The organism is Xanthomarina sp. GH4-25 (assembly GCF_045363175.1).
GTDB lineage: Bacteria > Bacteroidota > Bacteroidia > Flavobacteriales > Flavobacteriaceae > Xanthomarina.
On sequence record NZ_JBJFLO010000010.1, the window covers coordinates 69,611 to 85,073 of the forward strand.

General features: G+C 31.9%; 12 protein-coding genes. 4 read left to right on the plus strand and 8 right to left on the minus strand.

All coding sequences use genetic code 11. The features are described 5' to 3' along the window. Positions 1-6 precede the first annotated feature (6 nt). The 7 genes from ACI5KZ_RS14020 to ACI5KZ_RS14050 form a co-directional block, all read right to left on the minus strand. The gene (locus ACI5KZ_RS14020) at positions 7-1,560 is read right to left on the minus strand and encodes a M20/M25/M40 family metallo-hydrolase (protein WP_406847979.1); all 1,554 of its coding nucleotides are present in this window, start codon (positions 1,558-1,560) and stop codon (positions 7-9) included. Between the two features lie 38 nt (positions 1,561-1,598). Beyond that, positions 1,599-2,120: a RidA family protein gene (locus tag ACI5KZ_RS14025; RefSeq protein ID WP_406847980.1), complete on the minus strand. Its 522-nt coding sequence runs from the start codon at positions 2,118-2,120 to the stop codon at positions 1,599-1,601. 33 nt (positions 2,121-2,153) lie between these two features. Continuing rightward, positions 2,154-3,185: a methyltransferase gene (locus ACI5KZ_RS14030; protein WP_406847981.1), complete on the minus strand. Its 1,032-nt coding sequence runs from the start codon at positions 3,183-3,185 to the stop codon at positions 2,154-2,156. Positions 3,186-3,199: 14 nt separating this feature from the next. Further along, the gene (locus ACI5KZ_RS14035) at positions 3,200-4,138 is read right to left on the minus strand and encodes an NAD-dependent epimerase/dehydratase family protein (protein WP_109309052.1); all 939 of its coding nucleotides are present in this window, start codon (positions 4,136-4,138) and stop codon (positions 3,200-3,202) included. Positions 4,139-4,287: 149 nt separating this feature from the next. Next, the gene (locus tag ACI5KZ_RS14040) at positions 4,288-4,719 is read right to left on the minus strand and encodes a hypothetical protein (RefSeq protein ID WP_109309051.1); all 432 of its coding nucleotides are present in this window, start codon (positions 4,717-4,719) and stop codon (positions 4,288-4,290) included. Positions 4,720-4,901: 182 nt separating this feature from the next. Continuing rightward, positions 4,902-5,645: a LytTR family DNA-binding domain-containing protein gene (locus ACI5KZ_RS14045; RefSeq protein WP_109309050.1), complete on the minus strand. Its 744-nt coding sequence runs from the start codon at positions 5,643-5,645 to the stop codon at positions 4,902-4,904. Then, complete coding sequence (locus ACI5KZ_RS14050) at positions 5,646-7,523, minus strand: tetratricopeptide repeat protein (protein ID WP_406847982.1); 1,878 nt, start codon at positions 7,521-7,523, stop codon at positions 5,646-5,648. 472 nt (positions 7,524-7,995) lie between these two features. Between ACI5KZ_RS14050 and ACI5KZ_RS14055 the strand changes: the two genes are divergently transcribed. Further along, on the plus strand, positions 7,996-8,985 hold the full coding sequence (locus tag ACI5KZ_RS14055) for a T9SS type A sorting domain-containing protein (RefSeq protein ID WP_406847983.1): 990 nt from the start codon (positions 7,996-7,998) through the stop codon (positions 8,983-8,985). A 68-nt stretch (positions 8,986-9,053) separates the two neighbouring features. Here ACI5KZ_RS14055 and lysA read toward each other — a convergent pair whose 3' ends face one another. Next, the gene (gene lysA / locus ACI5KZ_RS14060) at positions 9,054-10,259 is read right to left on the minus strand and encodes a diaminopimelate decarboxylase (RefSeq protein ID WP_109309047.1); all 1,206 of its coding nucleotides are present in this window, start codon (positions 10,257-10,259) and stop codon (positions 9,054-9,056) included. A gap of 214 nt (positions 10,260-10,473) precedes the next feature. Here lysA and sucC point away from each other — a divergent pair, with 214 nt between their 5' ends. The 3 genes from sucC to ACI5KZ_RS14075 all read left to right on the plus strand — a co-directional run bounded on the left by sucC (position 10,474) and on the right by ACI5KZ_RS14075 (position 15,447). Continuing rightward, the gene (gene sucC / locus ACI5KZ_RS14065; protein ID WP_109309046.1) at positions 10,474-11,664 is read left to right on the plus strand and encodes an ADP-forming succinate--CoA ligase subunit beta; all 1,191 of its coding nucleotides are present in this window, start codon (positions 10,474-10,476) and stop codon (positions 11,662-11,664) included. A gap of 165 nt (positions 11,665-11,829) precedes the next feature. Then, complete coding sequence (locus ACI5KZ_RS14070; protein ID WP_406847984.1) at positions 11,830-13,713, plus strand: tetratricopeptide repeat protein; 1,884 nt, start codon at positions 11,830-11,832, stop codon at positions 13,711-13,713. A gap of 219 nt (positions 13,714-13,932) precedes the next feature. After that, complete coding sequence (locus ACI5KZ_RS14075) at positions 13,933-15,447, plus strand: T9SS type A sorting domain-containing protein (protein WP_406847985.1); 1,515 nt, start codon at positions 13,933-13,935, stop codon at positions 15,445-15,447. Positions 15,448-15,463: the final 16 nt, after the last annotated feature.

Sequence of the window (15,463 nt, forward strand, 5' to 3'; positions counted from 1 at the left end):
TTATCTTTAATCTTCTCTAGGTAAACGCGAATCTCTCTCTGCAATTTGATAAACTAGTGCTGCAATTACAGTCGCATTAATCATCATATCGCGTTCGGGAACATATTCTAAATCATCTAAATTCGTGTGATGTGTGACTGTACTATAATTTAATGGATCTTGTATGATTTGAAATCCAGGGATTTTGTAATAATCGAAAACATCATGATCAGTAAAATCCGTATTTTGAATGGTTAGATTATTCACATCTAAATAAGCGTATGGCTCTAACATACTTTTAAAAATAGGCCTAACTGCTTCGTTTCCTTGTAAATAGATGCCACGCATTTGGCCAGCACCATTATCCATATTGATATAAGCCGAAATTTTTTCAACTTCTTTTTTTCTAGTCGTTTCTTTTACTTTTCCATAATGTTTTTCCGCATAAGCCAAGGAACCTAAAAACGCTTGTTCTTCGCCTCCCCAAAGTGCGATTCTAATCGTTCGTTTTGGTTTTAATCCAGAGGCTTTAATAATACGCATCACTTCCATCATGACTGCAGATCCAGCGCCATTATCTGTAGCTCCAGAAGCTGGATGCCAAGAGTCGAAATGTGCACCAATCATCACAACTTCGTCTTTTAATTTTGGATCCGAACCTGTAATTTCTGCAATAATATTGACATTGTTTTTAGGATTTAAATACAATTCAGAATCTAAATGGAATTTAATTTTTGGGTTCATTCCTCTAACTGATAAACGTTTTAGTTTTCCGAAATTTTCTGGCGAAATGGCAAAATAGGGGATTGGTTTCTCATCACTTTCTCTAAAATTATACGTACCACTTGGGTGAATAACACCAGGAAAAAAAGGAGTTGTTCCTAACATGCTTAAAGCTCCTTCAGCTTTTAAAAAGGCAAAAAAGGCATCATCTTTTTTTACCATACTTGCGAATATCATATCCAAATTTCCAATTAAATCCAAATCTCCAGCATTATGACTTAAAGAATTGTTTGGTGCAGGTACAATAGATTTTTCAGCTTCTTTAATTTGGTCTTCTGTAAAGCGTGTAGAAAGAGGATCGAATAGCATATTTTGTACTGGAGCTGAACCTATCAGGATTGTTTTTCCTTGTAATTTTCCAGCCCATTGTTTTTTTACTTGGTCTAAATTAGCATAATGCTCAATCCAAATCAAATCACCTATTTGCACACCATTGGAGCTTTCTGTCCATGCATATGGATAGGCCTGTATTTTCATATAAGCAGGTTCCGTCATTTCTACATTAAAAGATTTTACTTCCCAACCCATGCAGTCATCACAATAATTTTCGAAATACACGTTATCGACTCCCCAACTTTCTAGGGTTTTCTTTGCCCATTCTGCAGCTATAAAATATTGATTGGTTCCTGTTAATCGTGGACCATACACATCTGATAAGTCTGAAATTAAACTCATAACTTGCGATTTCTGAAAGCCTTCCGTATTAATTTTAGATAGTGCTTGAGATGTTGTTTGGCTGGTTGCAGCAAATCCAATAAAAAGGAATCCTGTTATAAAAATTTTAGATAATATTTTCATGTTATTGATTTTGTAATTATACTGAGTAATTATGTTTGTTATTTTGATTTATGTACTTCCAATTCTATCTCAATCATAAATTCAGGAATGGCCAATTCCTTAACTCCAAGCCACGTTCCAGTTGGGAATTGCTTTTTATAAATTTCAGCTCTATATCCTGCCACTTCTAAAAATTTAGGCATGTTGGTTGTAAATACATCTTCCTTCACTACATCATCAAATGTGCAGCCATAATGTTTTAAAACTTTTTCTAAATCCGCATAGCAGTTTTTCATTTGTTGTTCTAAATCTCCAACAGCAGTTGGGTTGCCTTCATCATCCATACTTACGGCTCCAGAAATTTTAATGTCGTTGCCAATTTTTACTGCATGCGAATAGCCATATGCTTTTTCAACTTCTGGACGTAGAAGAAAATAGTCTGGTGTTTCATCTACTTCAACTACAATTGGTTGAGGTTCTGGTTGAGGAGTTTCAGTTTTAGTTTCTTCCTTACAACTTACTAATGAAGCAGTAATAATAAGTGTTAAAACTGCTAGGTTTAAAAAGGTTGCTTTTGTCATTGTAATTTATATTTAATTAATAGTTAAACTGTATTATTTGTAAGCAATCGCAGCACTCGCTGGTCCTGCCAGAGGTAGTAATGTGGTAGATTTAAACCCAACTTGTTTTGTCCATTTGTTGAAATCTTCGAAGGTGAAATCAAAACCTTTTTCAGTTTCAATTAACATATTTAATGACATTAACAATCCAAAAGCATTTTTACTTCGGGCATCATCAATAATGTTTTCTATTACCACTAGGGCACCACCAATTGGTAGGGCTCTGTATGCTTTTTCAATAAGCATGAGTTTGTCTTGTTCTCCCCAATCATGTAACACATTTCCCATAGTGATGATATCGGCTTTGGGAAAATCATCTTCAAAAAAATCTCCAGATGCAAGTGTTACGTTATCACTCAAATTCATAGTATTTATAATGTCTTTGGCAATAGGCTCTACAGGTAGTAAATCGAAAGACGTACAATGGATATGCGGATTGTTCATAACAATATGTGCAGAAAAATGACCACCACTACCACCTATATCACAAAGGGTTTTGTAGTTTGAAAAATCGAATTCTTTTGAAAAAGTTATAAAATTTCCAGTTTGCACACCAGCCATAGCATGAATAAATTCACTAAGCTTGGCAGGATCAGCATAGATGAGTTCAAATGGCGGTTGACCATTATTTTTGGATTCGTTTTGTGGCAAACCCGTTTTTAAGCCCTCTTCTAAATCGTTCCAAAATGGATACAAACGATTATTGGCCATTTCTAAAATCCCTCCAATATAAGAAGGTTTGTTTTTGTCAAGAAACAGATTTGTGTCTTCGGTATTCTTGTAAACAGCAGTTTCTTTTATTCCAGTTCGGCTTAAAAATCCTAAAGCGACTAATGCGTCTAGAAAGTCATAAAGACTTCTGTTGTGTAGACCTAATTTCGCTTGAATGTCTTGTCCTGATTTTTCTCCATTTGCCAAAAGTGTAAATAAATTCATATTTACAGCTGTTAGTAATGTTTTTGATGCCCAAAAACCAGTTCCAATTTGAAGGATTGCTGCTGGTGATGGTTTTATTTGAGTTTCCATGTGTTTAATGTATATTATGAATTATAGTCCTGTAATGTCGATTTTACCGAACGAAAGGGCAATCCTAATTCGCGTTCTGCTTTTTGGTTTTGATAGATGATTTTAGGCGTATTTTTTGGATCTTTATTATTTAACATCAACGACACATCGGACACAGGATAAGTTTCGCTTGACAATAAATAATTTTTTCCATGGTTTCCAGGAATTGTAGCAGCTTTATAAATTCCAGTAGCAACATCTTTAACATTTACAATTGCTAATGGTATGTCTGTATCATAAAACATTTGTATAAAGGGGTTGGGAGCAATCTTGTTTTTGAAAAGAAATTGGATACCAGTAGAGGTGGAGTCTTCCCGTTTTGATAAGGATTTTCCCATAACCATTGTAGGTGATACACTTGTAATTTCGAAATTAAGCTTAGGATTTTTTTTTATAAATTCTTCTACGGTTTGATTGGCTATAAACTTAGCTTGGGCATAAGGATGACTTTCTTCATTAAAAAATGGGGTGTCTTTTTCACTAAAGATATCTTCTGAAGTTTTTGTGCCTGCAGGCAAAGGAAAATCTGTATTCCAAGCACCAACTGACGCAATGATAACTACTTTTTTAACCGTTGGTGTTTCTTTTATGATTTCTAGAAAATTTTCTGTGCCTTTGATTGTTGGCTCTAGTAATTCGGTTTTTGCATCCTTAAAATCCAATTGGAAAGGAGTTCCTCCATGAATGACAATATCACAATCTTTAACAAAGTCTCTTAGAGCAGTTTTATTGGTTACATCTAATTCACAAATATGCAAATAATCTGAATTTTCAAGAGTCATTAAATGTTGGTATTTTTCTTCTTTTGAAATATCTGTGGCAGACACTTTTACTTCGAAATTATTATCTAAAAACTCTTTGGTTATATAGCTTCCTATAAAACCTGAACCACCTATAATACCTGCCTTTTTCATTTTTAACGAATTTTTACGTAATTGTATTTAAAATTAAAACAAGTAGAATAGCTATATGAATTAGTTTTTATAGCACTAATATTTTCCCCACGAAACCATATAGCTATTCGCTTTTATAACGTATCTACTTGTTTGTTATATATTTTTGATTAATCAATAAACTTAACAACTATTCCATTTTGAATGAGCCATGTGTGTTGAAATGGTTGATAATTGACGAGTCCTTGTTCGTAATTTTTTCCTATGAGAAATCCCGTAACCAAAATGTTGCCTTCTTCTACTTCTTTTATGTCTAGATCGTTAAATATGAGGTGCTCCCAATTACTTTTAAAATCATTAACAATGTCATTAATCAATGTTGAATTAATTACTGAAACAGATCCCTCTTTATCTGTGCCAATTAATGTGTTATTAGAAATAGGACCAATTATGTTCTTTGTGCTTGATACCTCATTAGGGATCATCTTATTGTAAATTTCACTAAGGGATATAATGGTGTTATCTTGATTTTGAGATGTTGTTTTTTCCGATATTAGTAAAAAACAAACTATCAATATTAAAGTTGCATTGAAATATTTCATGTTTTATGAGTGTGCAAAAGTGAGCAATTAGGTTAACTAAATAAGTTATTTAATCTGCTATTTAAAAGTGACTTAGGACGAAATAGATGTTTTAATGTCCGAAAACAAGCATTTATTTATCAAGGGAAATTAATAAAGGCTGTTTTGTGTTCAACTAATTAACAATGAGGCTGTAATTGTATTTAAATAGTATGTAAGCGTTTTAGGAGTTCAGACTTTAACTGCTTGCTAATTGGGATGGCTTTTCTCGAAACGACTACATGTGTGGTTGCTATTTCATCTATTTGTGAAATATTAACTATAAAGGAACGGTGGATTCTTAAAAAATGATTTTGAGGTAATTTTTCGTCAATATCCTTTAGTGTTGTAACAATTAAATATTCTTTACCCTTTGAATAGATACGACAGTAATTGCGTTCGGCTTCAATATAAAGAATGTCTTTGATGCTGATTTTTACCATTTTTTCATGATGACGAACAAAAATACAGTCGTTCAAAATTAATGGAATATCACTGTTGTTAGATGTCTCATTTTCGGTTTTAACTTCTAATTTCAAGTGATTTGCTGTAAGCTCAATGGCTCTTTGTAAATCTAGTTTTTTAAAGGGTTTAGAAATGAAAGCATACGGATTTGTGGCTTTTGCCCTGTTGAAGTTTTCATCATCTGCATTTGCTGTTAGATAGATTATAGGAATATTGAAATCTTGTTGCATTAATAGTGCCGTTTCAATACCATCAATTTTTCCTTTTAAATTAATATCTAATAACACCATATCTGGTTGTTGCTCTTTAATATGAAGTAACGCCTCCTCACCACGTGGGATAACACCAGTAACTTCATAGCCTAGTGAGGTTAATTGTAATGAAATATTTGCAGCAATAATCATTTCATCTTCAACAATTAATATTTTAAAAGGTGTTTTCATTTAAGCTGCTTTATGAAGTTTAAAATGAAATAATACAGATGTGCCATTGGTGTTTTCCTCGTGCATTTCTCCATTTAATTGTTGGGTTAATAATTTAATGAGTTGCGAACCAAAACCGGTTCCTTTTGGTGCTATTCCATTTATTTTGCCAATTCCATTATCAACAACTTTTAAAGTTAAAATATCTGAATTATTTTGCAATAAACTAATTTGAATATGTCCTTTTTTATTGTCAGGAAAGGCATATTTTAAGGCATTAGTTAAGAGTTCATTTACTATCAAACCTATTGGTACTGCAGTGTCTACATCTAATTCAAGGTTATCCATAGCGCATTCAATTTTTACTTGATCTTCTGTGTTAAACGAATCCAAAATGCCTTCGCTTAAATTTAGAAAATAGTCTTTCATTTCAATACTTCCTAAGTTTGTTCCTTGATAGAGTTTTTGATGAATAATTCCCATGGATTGTACTCTGTTTTGACTAGCAATCATAGCGTCTTTAGTGGCAGAATCTTCTAGTTGTGCAGACTGTAAAGAAATCAAACTCTTCACTAATTCCAGGTTGTTTTTTACGCGATGATGAATCTCTCTAAGCAATAATTCATTTTGCTTATTTTTTGTTTCTAATTCTAAGTTTAAAGTTTGAAGTTTTTTACGTTTATTTTTAATATTTCTCATGCTTGAAAACATGCCAATCAAACTAAGTGTTAGTAAAGCAGCAATAGCAATGTATAATATTTGTGTTTTTTGTTGTTGAGATATTTTAGCTTCCTGGTTTTTTATTGTTTGTTCTTTCTTTACCGTTTCGTATTGGGTTAATAATTTAGACATGGCTTTGTCACTTTCAATAGAAGCAGTGCTATCCCTCATTTTTCTAGCTTTTTTTTGATATTCAAGAGCTTTTGGGAGGTTTCCTAATTTTTCATAAATGGTACTAACATGATCGTAATTCTCAGTTAAGTTTGAAACATCATTATTGGCTTCCTGGAGAGCAACTGTTTGAAGCTGGTATTTTAAAGCATCTTCATAATTACCTAGTAATAGATTGACTTCTCCTAAATTAGCAGTTATAACATATATGGCATTTTCATAATTTATTTCTTCTGCTTCAGCTAGAGAACTTTCATATGCTTTTTTTGCTTCAGAGTATTTTTTCATTCGTTTAAGCGCATTGGCTCTATTGTTCGAAAAATTAATTAAATCGAATGCCGAAAAGCTTAGTGTATTTGCTTGATTAAGTGCTTTATCGTAATATCTAAAAGATTCTTGAAAACGACCCATAGCCATGTAAGTGTCTCCAGCTGATGTGTAAGCATAAGCCAACTCGGATTTAAATTGATTTTTTTTACTAAGTTCAACTGTTTTTAGTGCGTATTCAAGGGCTTCATTATGTCTTCCTTGTTTATTTAGGTCTTCAGAAATACGACTGTAAGCTCCAGCAATTCCTTTTTTATCATCAAGAGACTCCATAAGTTTTAAGGCTTCAAGATCTACTTTAAGAGCCTCTTCAATCTCTCCTTTCCTTTTATGAACCCAACCAATTTTAAAATATGTTGTTGCTTGACCTTTCCTGTTTTCAATAGCTTGGTAACCTTTTAAAGCTTTGGTGAAATAGAAGGAAGCTGAATCTAATTCTAAAAGGTTGGCATGTATTCTACCTTGCATTTCATAAAATATTGGTTGCCAATGAGTATTTTTAGATTTTTCTGAAAGTGCCACTCCTTGTCTGGCGTATACAATAGATTTTTCAAAATTATTTTGAAATTCTAGATTAGCTATCTTATTAATAAGTTCTAATTTGATGGAACTATCAGTTTCATTTTGAAGTACATTAGAGAGGCTATCTATTTGTGGGTTTTGACCAAAAATAAATGGCATGAAGAATAAAAAAACCATTAATAAAACGACTCTAAAGTAATTGTTGGATGAAGTGCATCGAGAAAAAATCGATGAAATTTTGGCACAATAAAACTTGGTTGCACAAAATTGTGCAAATGATATTAGTTTGTTGGTTTTCATAAGTCTTTTAGCGCTATTAAAAAAGACCTGAGGAGAGTTTAAAGATACTAAAAAAATACAACACACTTATAAACATGTAATTATTTAAATGAGAAGGAGTTAGCTTTGTTTTGTATTCTGTTAACGTAAACTATGTTCTAATAAGATTTTAAGTTTGCTCGATAAAAAGCAGAATTATTGCCATAATTATAACTTTTTTCGGACAATCTTAAATGTTTAAAAATATAAAAACATGTGGAATGCTAATACACTTAAGCGAAATTTTAAAGTAGTTACCCCATTTTTTATTCATATTATGATCTTTTTGGTAGTATTGTAAAAAACATAACAAATGAAAACAAAATTACCATTCATATTCTTATTATTACCAGCATTATTTTTTGCACAAGCTCCAATTAACGATTTTTTCGGTATTCCTATGTCATCGTATGCCATTGTGGAATCTACTCCAGAAATTGACCAAAGTGCCTCTGGTGGTGGATTAACTTGGAATTTTACAAATTTAACTTCAACAGGAACTAACTTAGATATTTATACTGCTCCTACAGCAGGTGAATTAGCTACTTACCCTGGAACAACGGAAGTTCTATCAATTTCAGCAGATAATAAAATATATTCAAAGGATATATCAGATGTTTTATCACTAACTGGAATAGCAGCGCCAGATGTTGATTTAAATTACATTAATGATAATGCTTATATAGGAACTTTTCCACTGAACTTTGGTTATAGCAATACAGATACAGTTGGAGGAACGTTTTCTTCCGCTTTTGCATCGGGAACTTTTACTGGAACAGTCAATGCCACAGTAGATGCTTATGGAACTTTGAATATGAATGATGTTGGCGAAGGCACTTACAGTGGTAATATAACTCGTTTAAAGGTGGTTCAGAATTTAACACTATCTATTTCATCGCCATTTCCAATAAATGCCCCTGCTACTCAAACATCTTATTACTATTATGATAACAGTAATAATAACTTGGTCTTTAGATCCAATACTATAGAGGTAGCTTTGGCTGGAATAAATGAAACAGTATTAGAAAGTTTCTTAACAAACCCATTATCAACGCCAAATAATGTGTTGGTTACTAACGCGTTTACAGTCGTTCCAAACCCTGTTGGAGATGTGTTAAACATGCAATTCAACCAAAATGAAACAATTCATTCTATCACATTAATGGATATCAGTGGAAGACAAGTATTATCTGTAAATGATAACATAACATCTATCTCAGTTTCTCATTTACAAATAGGCATGTATCTGGCTAAAATAACAACAGATAAAGGTGTTTACACTAAAAAATTCTTAAAAAAATAAATTACCAGTAAAAATTATTAAAAGCGCTTCAATATTTTGAAGCGCTTAGTGTTGTATAATTTTTTTTATTAAAGAGAAATTTCTATTTGATTTTTTATTATATCATCAAAAGTTTCCCTTTTTCTTATTAAGTGGGCTTTATTATTGTGCCAAAGAACCTCAGCAGGACGATATCTTGAATTATAATTTGAAGCCATAGAAAAACAATAAGCTCCTGCATTTTTAAAAGCAAGAATATCTCCTTCTGTTATTTCAGCAATGCGTCTGTTGTTTGCAAACGTATCTGTTTCGCAAATATAACCAACCACAGAATAAAAACGTTCTCTACCTTTTGGGTTAGAAATATTTTCAATTTCGTGTTGAGATCCATAAAGCATTGGTCTAATTAAATGATTAAAACCAGAATCAATTTGTGCAAAAACAGTAGAAGTAGTTTGTTTAACTACATTTACTTTAGTTAAAAAATAGCCAGCTTCACTAACTAGAAATTTTCCTGGTTCGAAAGCTAGTGTTAATTCTTTACCATATTCTTTGCAGAATTCGTTAAACCTTTTTGTTAGTTTTTCGCCAAACTCTTCAATATTGGTTTCAATATCACCTTCTTTATAAGGAACTTTAAACCCAGATCCAAAATCGATAAAGTCTAAATCTTTAAAATGTTTTGCTGTTTCAAAAAGTATTTCACTGGCATACAAAAACACATCAATGTCTAAAATATCACTACCAGTATGCATATGAATACCATTAATATTCATTTTCGTATTTTCTACTATTCGAAGAATATGAGGAATTTGATGAATGGAAATTCCAAACTTACTATCTATATGTCCTACAGAAATATTCGTATTCCCACCAGCCATTACATGCGGATTGATTCGAATACAAACTGGTGTTTTTGGATATTTAGTACCAAACTGTTCTAGAATAGATAAATTGTCTATATTTATTTGAACACCAAGTTTTGCAGCAATTTCTATTTCTTCTAAAGAAACTCCATTTGGAGTATAAATAATTTTATCTGCTGAAAAACCAGCTGTTAAACCTAATTTTACTTCTTGAATTGAAACAGTATCTAATCCAGCACCAAGTGAGTGCATAAATTTTAACACCGAAATGTTAGATAAAGCTTTAACGGCATAATTAATTTTCACCTGTTTCACCTTATTAAAAGCAGCTGTTAAACGTTTATATTGAGAAACCATTTTTTCAGAGTTGTAAACATAAACGGGACTTCCATAATCCTTCGCAATTTGTAATAAGGTATTTGTTTTCATTTGAAATCAATTTTTTTAAAGCGTAAAACTAAAAAGTATTTTATATTTCTAAGTCGATTTTTAGGATTATTATTTCATATTTCGGTCATTTAAAAAGTATAATAATACTTCCTATAAAATTTATTGGTAAAAAGCATTAGGTTGTTTACTTTTGCATCACAATAGATTTAAGAGATTCTTTTCTTTTAAATGAATGACAACTAATTTAATAAAGATGAATTTACACGAATATCAAGGAAAAGACATATTAGCTAGTTTTGGCGTACGTATTCAGCAAGGTATTGTTGCAAAAAATGCACAAGAAGCTGTTGCTGCAGCTAAACAATTAACTGCAGAAACTGGAACAGGTTGGCATGTTATAAAAGCTCAAGTTCACGCTGGTGGACGTGGTAAAGGTGGTGGCGTTAAACTTGCTAAAAATCTAGGTGAAGTAGAAGCTATTGCTGGTCAGATTATTGGAATGAATTTAGTAACACCTCAAACTACTGCTGAAGGAAAGAAAGTGCATCAAGTTTTGGTTACTGAAGATGTTTACTACCCTGGTGAAAGTGAAACTAGTGAATTTTATATTTCTGTATTATTAAATCGCGCTACGGGACGTAACATGATTATGTATTCTACGGAAGGAGGAATGGATATTGAAACTGTTGCAGAAGAAACACCACATTTAATATTTACTGAAGAAGTAGATCCATCTGTAGGTTTGATGCCTTTTCAAGCAAGACGTATTGCTTTTAACTTAGGTTTAGAAGGTTTAGCTTTTAAAGAAATGACAAAATTTGTTTCTAGTCTTTATACAGCTTATGTAGCATCTGATGCTTCATTATTTGAAATTAACCCAGTTTTAAAAACAAGTGATAATAAGATTATGGCAGTGGATGCTAAGGTAACCATTGATGACAACGCATTATACAGACATAAAGATTACCAAGATTTACGCGATTTACGTGAAGAAAATCCTATTGAGGTTGAAGCAGGAGCTTTAGGACTTAACTATGTAGACCTTGACGGAAACGTTGGATGTATGGTTAATGGTGCTGGACTTGCTATGGCAACTATGGATTTAATCAAACAAGCTGGTGGAGAGCCAGCTAACTTTTTAGATGTTGGAGGAACAGCAGATGCTGCTAGAGTAGAAGCTGCTTTTAAAATCATTTTAAAAGATCCTGCTGTTAAAGCTATTTTAATTAATATTTTTGGAGGTATTGTTCGTTGCGATCGTGTTGCTCAAGGTGTCATCGATGCTTACAAAAACATGGGAAATATTTCTGTGCCAATTATTGTACGTTTACAAGGAACCAATGCTGACATCGCTAAAGAATTAATTGATAATTCAGGATTAGATGTTATGAGTGCAACAGAATTCCAGGAAGCTGCAGATAAAGTACAACAAGTTTTAGGATAGTAAACATCCTATATAAATTAAAAAGAGCAACATTAATTGTTGCTCTTTTTTTTGTTTGAAAGTGAGTATTGGTTTGTAACGTGTTCTTTATCAGGAGTCTTTTTTGTGGATAACTGCGTAAAAAATATATATTTAAAGTATTTTAGATGTTCCAAACCACCAAAAATGAAGAAAATTACACTTGTTTTTCTACTTATAACCACTTATTCTTTCTCCCAAGTTGATTCTTTAATTCTACAACTGAAAACAGTTAAGAGTGATACTAATAAAGTAAAACTCTTAAACGAGATAGGGAGGAAATCCTTTAATACAGAAATTCAATTAGCTTTTAAATATTTACCTAAAGCTATTGAGTTAAGTAAAGAATTAGACTATCAAAATGGTTTAATAGATTCATATAAAAATTTAGGAACTGCTTATTTTTATCTTAGAGAATATGATAGTACAAACGTTTATTGGTTAAAATCTTTACATAGTATTCCAGCTTCAGACTTTAGGAAGAAAGGAGATATTTATAGTAATTTAGGAGTGCTTTATCAGCGTTTGGGGATTGTAGATTCTAGTTTAAGTAGTTATAAGAAGTCTGTTTTGTTTAGAAAGCGATTGGAAGATTCATCTTTTGTAGCACGTTCTTACAATAACATTGCAGCTTTATACAGACAAAAAGGGAATTATCATGAAGCTCTAGATTATTACTTTAAAGCCTTACCTATTTATAGAGCTTACGGTTTAGAGAAGGAAACATCAGATGCTTTAAATGGTATTGGATTGCTTTATAAAGATTTAGAAGATTACACTAACGCATTATCGTATTTACAAGAAGCTTATGATATTCGAAAAGTTATAAAAAACCCTAGATTGATAGCTAGTTCCATTAATAATATAGCAACTATTTATTATGAAACAGAAGATTATGAACAAGCAGAAACGAACTATTTGAAATATTTAGATTTTGCTGAAAAGCTAAATGATAAAAGGGCTCTAGCAGGTACTTATTCAAACCTAGGAAATATTTATGCAAGGAAAAGTCAATTAAAAGAGGCTATTGCGTATTATTCAAATTCAAATGAACTGTTTCAAAGCATCGGTGATACAGATAATACAGCATTAACATTATTAAACTTGGGTGGACTTCAATACAAACAAAAGAACTATAAAGAAGCAAACTATTATTATAAAGAGGCTTTAGTGAATGCTGAAAATTCGAAATCCATGCCATATCGGGTTGATGCCTATAAAGGTCTAACAGATTCTTATCATAAATTGAAAGATTATACCAAATCCTACACTAATTTCCAATTTTATACAATAACAAGAGATAGTTTGTTTAATAAAGATCTTTCCGAGAAAGTTGCTTTTTACCAAGAGCGATATGAAGCTGAAAAAAAAGCAAAGGAAATTCAAATTTTAAAAACAGAAACAATCAAGAAAGATAAAGACGTTGCTCTGTTTAAGTTATATCGAAATTGGGCTGTTTTATTTTCATTGTTAACAATTATCACGTTAGTGCTTTTATATAATCGCTATAAGATTAGACAGAAGTCCTTTCAATTAAAAGAAGCGCTTTTAACGAAAGAAAAAATAGCATCAGAATTAGAAGCAGAACTTCAAAAGAAAGAACTCGAATTAAAAGCTGTAGAGTTAAGTTCCCTTACCATGAGTTCGCTACAAAAAAATAAATTACTAGAAGATTTAGATGATAAGATAAAAGAGTTTAATGATAGTGAGTCTTCTAAATCTAATTTTATTAAAGAATTAAACGACATCGTTAAGCAAGGATTAAATTTTGATGATAATTGGTCTACATTTCAAAAGCACTTTAATAATGTCCACCCCAATTTTTTTAAGACATTAAATACTGAATTTCCAAATTTGACAAATAATGATTTAAAAGCATGTGCTTATATGCGCATGAATTTATCAACTAAAGAAGTCTCTATACTTACTAATGTGACACCTAAAAGTGTTAAGATGAGTCGTTATAGATTAAAAAAGAAACTAAACCTTGGAAAAGATGATGATCTTAAAAACTTTTTATTCGAGATATAAAATCATATAATTTCTTCGACTTATCCTTAGTAATTGCATAATATGAGGTAAAAACCTGTTAAACAGTAATTTAATTTAATCTGTAGCCCATTTGTAGTCCCTGTAAATTTTCATAAAAACTAATTTTGGTATTGATTTGTATTGCCTATTGGTAAATACACATAAGCAAAATATATAGTGTATAAATAGGTTTTTTATTAACCATTAAATACAAATTTTATGAAAAAACAATTACTTTTTTACGTTTTTATTATGCCATTTTTGATGTTCTCGCAAGATTATGAAACCTATGGAAATGATGTTTATGATCCTGCAGGAGTTTCCGGAGATTATTTTGGGAATACCTCTGCAGTAAGTGCAGATGGCAGTACTATTGTTGTGGCTTCTATACTTTACAATGGCGTTTCTGGTACAGAGAGCCAGATAGGGAAAGTATCAGTGTATCAAAAAACATCAGATAGCTGGACTAAAATTGGAGACGATATTATTGGATATTCAGCAGGAAACCGGTTTGGATCTAGTTTAGATATTAATGCTTCAGGAGATATTATAGCAGTTGGGACTTTATATGGTGCTATCAATGGTAGTGTTTCTGGATATGTGCGTGTCTTTCAAAATATTTCAGGAACTTGGACGCAATTGGGTTCCGATTTTGTTGGGCAATCTGCAAATCTTTCTTTGGGTAATGCTATTAGCCTAAATGCAGATGGTACCAGAATAGCTATAGCAGCTTCAGGTGCAAACGTGGCAAAAGGAGAAGTGAAAGTTTATCAATACAGTACAGGAAACTGGACACAGTTAGGGAGTGCAGTTGGAGGTGTTGTTGATAATGATAGATTTGGAACTTCCATTGATTTAAATGATACAGGTGATTTTTTAGCTGTTGGTGCGCCATTTGTTGACGCTAATGGGACACCTGAAGGACAAAATACAGGACAAGTTAAAGTGTATAGCTATACCTCAGATTGGAATCAGATTTTTGTTGATTCAGGATCTATAAAAAATGATATTTTAGGTAGCAATGTCGCTTTAAGTGGCAATAGTGGTATATTAGTTGTGAGTGCTACACAAAGTCTTAATTTTGATCCAGTTAATGGGGCTGGATATGTTAAAACATATTATTTAACGGGTGGCACATATACATTCTATAGATATATTCTTGGTGAAAATAGTAATGATAGGTTTGGTAGCAGTTTAGCACTAAATCAAGATGGGTTATTTCTAGCTGTTGGGGCACCGTTTAATGATACTTTTGGAAATAATTTAGGTAAAACCTATTTGTATAAACGAAATTTGACGAGTCCAACTAATTGGAATATTCAACCAGGGGAATATGATGATGATGCTGAGGCAGGAAAAGGAACGAGTGTAGGTTTAACAGCAAATGGAGGCGTTCTTTTTACTAGTTCTAACGCTCAAGACCCTAATAGTGTAAGTGGTGTTGTAAAAGTATATGCAGATTATTCAACTTTAACAGTTATCAATAATCTGTTTGAAAATGAATTAGAAGTTTACCCAAATCCAACATCTGATATTTTATATATAAATAATATCTCTAAATCTAGAATAGAAACGATTAAAGTTGTTGATATTATGGGGAGATTATGTCTCGAAAAGCAGATACATGCTCTAGGGAAAACAGCTATTGATATGAGTAATCTTTCAAACGGTAGCTATCTTATTGAAGTACTAGGTAATAACAGTAGGAGAACGTTTAAGGTTATTAAAAATTAAGTTTAGTAGCGTTTAG

Coding starts and splice junctions, on each gene's coding strand:
- ACI5KZ_RS14020 (WP_406847979.1), bottom strand. CDS start 1,560: ATGAAAATATTATCTAAAATTTTTATAACAGGATTCCTTTTTATTGGA.
- ACI5KZ_RS14025 (WP_406847980.1), bottom strand. CDS start 2,120: ATGACAAAAGCAACCTTTTTAAACCTAGCAGTTTTAACACTTATTATT.
- ACI5KZ_RS14030 (WP_406847981.1), bottom strand. CDS start 3,185: ATGGAAACTCAAATAAAACCATCACCAGCAGCAATCCTTCAAATTGGA.
- ACI5KZ_RS14035 (WP_109309052.1), bottom strand. CDS start 4,138: ATGAAAAAGGCAGGTATTATAGGTGGTTCAGGTTTTATAGGAAGCTAT.
- ACI5KZ_RS14040 (WP_109309051.1), bottom strand. CDS start 4,719: ATGAAATATTTCAATGCAACTTTAATATTGATAGTTTGTTTTTTACTA.
- ACI5KZ_RS14045 (WP_109309050.1), bottom strand. CDS start 5,645: ATGAAAACACCTTTTAAAATATTAATTGTTGAAGATGAAATGATTATT.
- ACI5KZ_RS14050 (WP_406847982.1), bottom strand. CDS start 7,523: ATGCCATTTATTTTTGGTCAAAACCCACAAATAGATAGCCTCTCTAAT.
- ACI5KZ_RS14055 (WP_406847983.1), top strand. CDS start 7,996: ATGAAAACAAAATTACCATTCATATTCTTATTATTACCAGCATTATTT.
- lysA (WP_109309047.1), bottom strand. CDS start 10,259: ATGAAAACAAATACCTTATTACAAATTGCGAAGGATTATGGAAGTCCC.
- sucC (WP_109309046.1), top strand. CDS start 10,474: ATGAATTTACACGAATATCAAGGAAAAGACATATTAGCTAGTTTTGGC.
- ACI5KZ_RS14070 (WP_406847984.1), top strand. CDS start 11,830: ATGAAGAAAATTACACTTGTTTTTCTACTTATAACCACTTATTCTTTC.
- ACI5KZ_RS14075 (WP_406847985.1), top strand. CDS start 13,933: ATGAAAAAACAATTACTTTTTTACGTTTTTATTATGCCATTTTTGATG.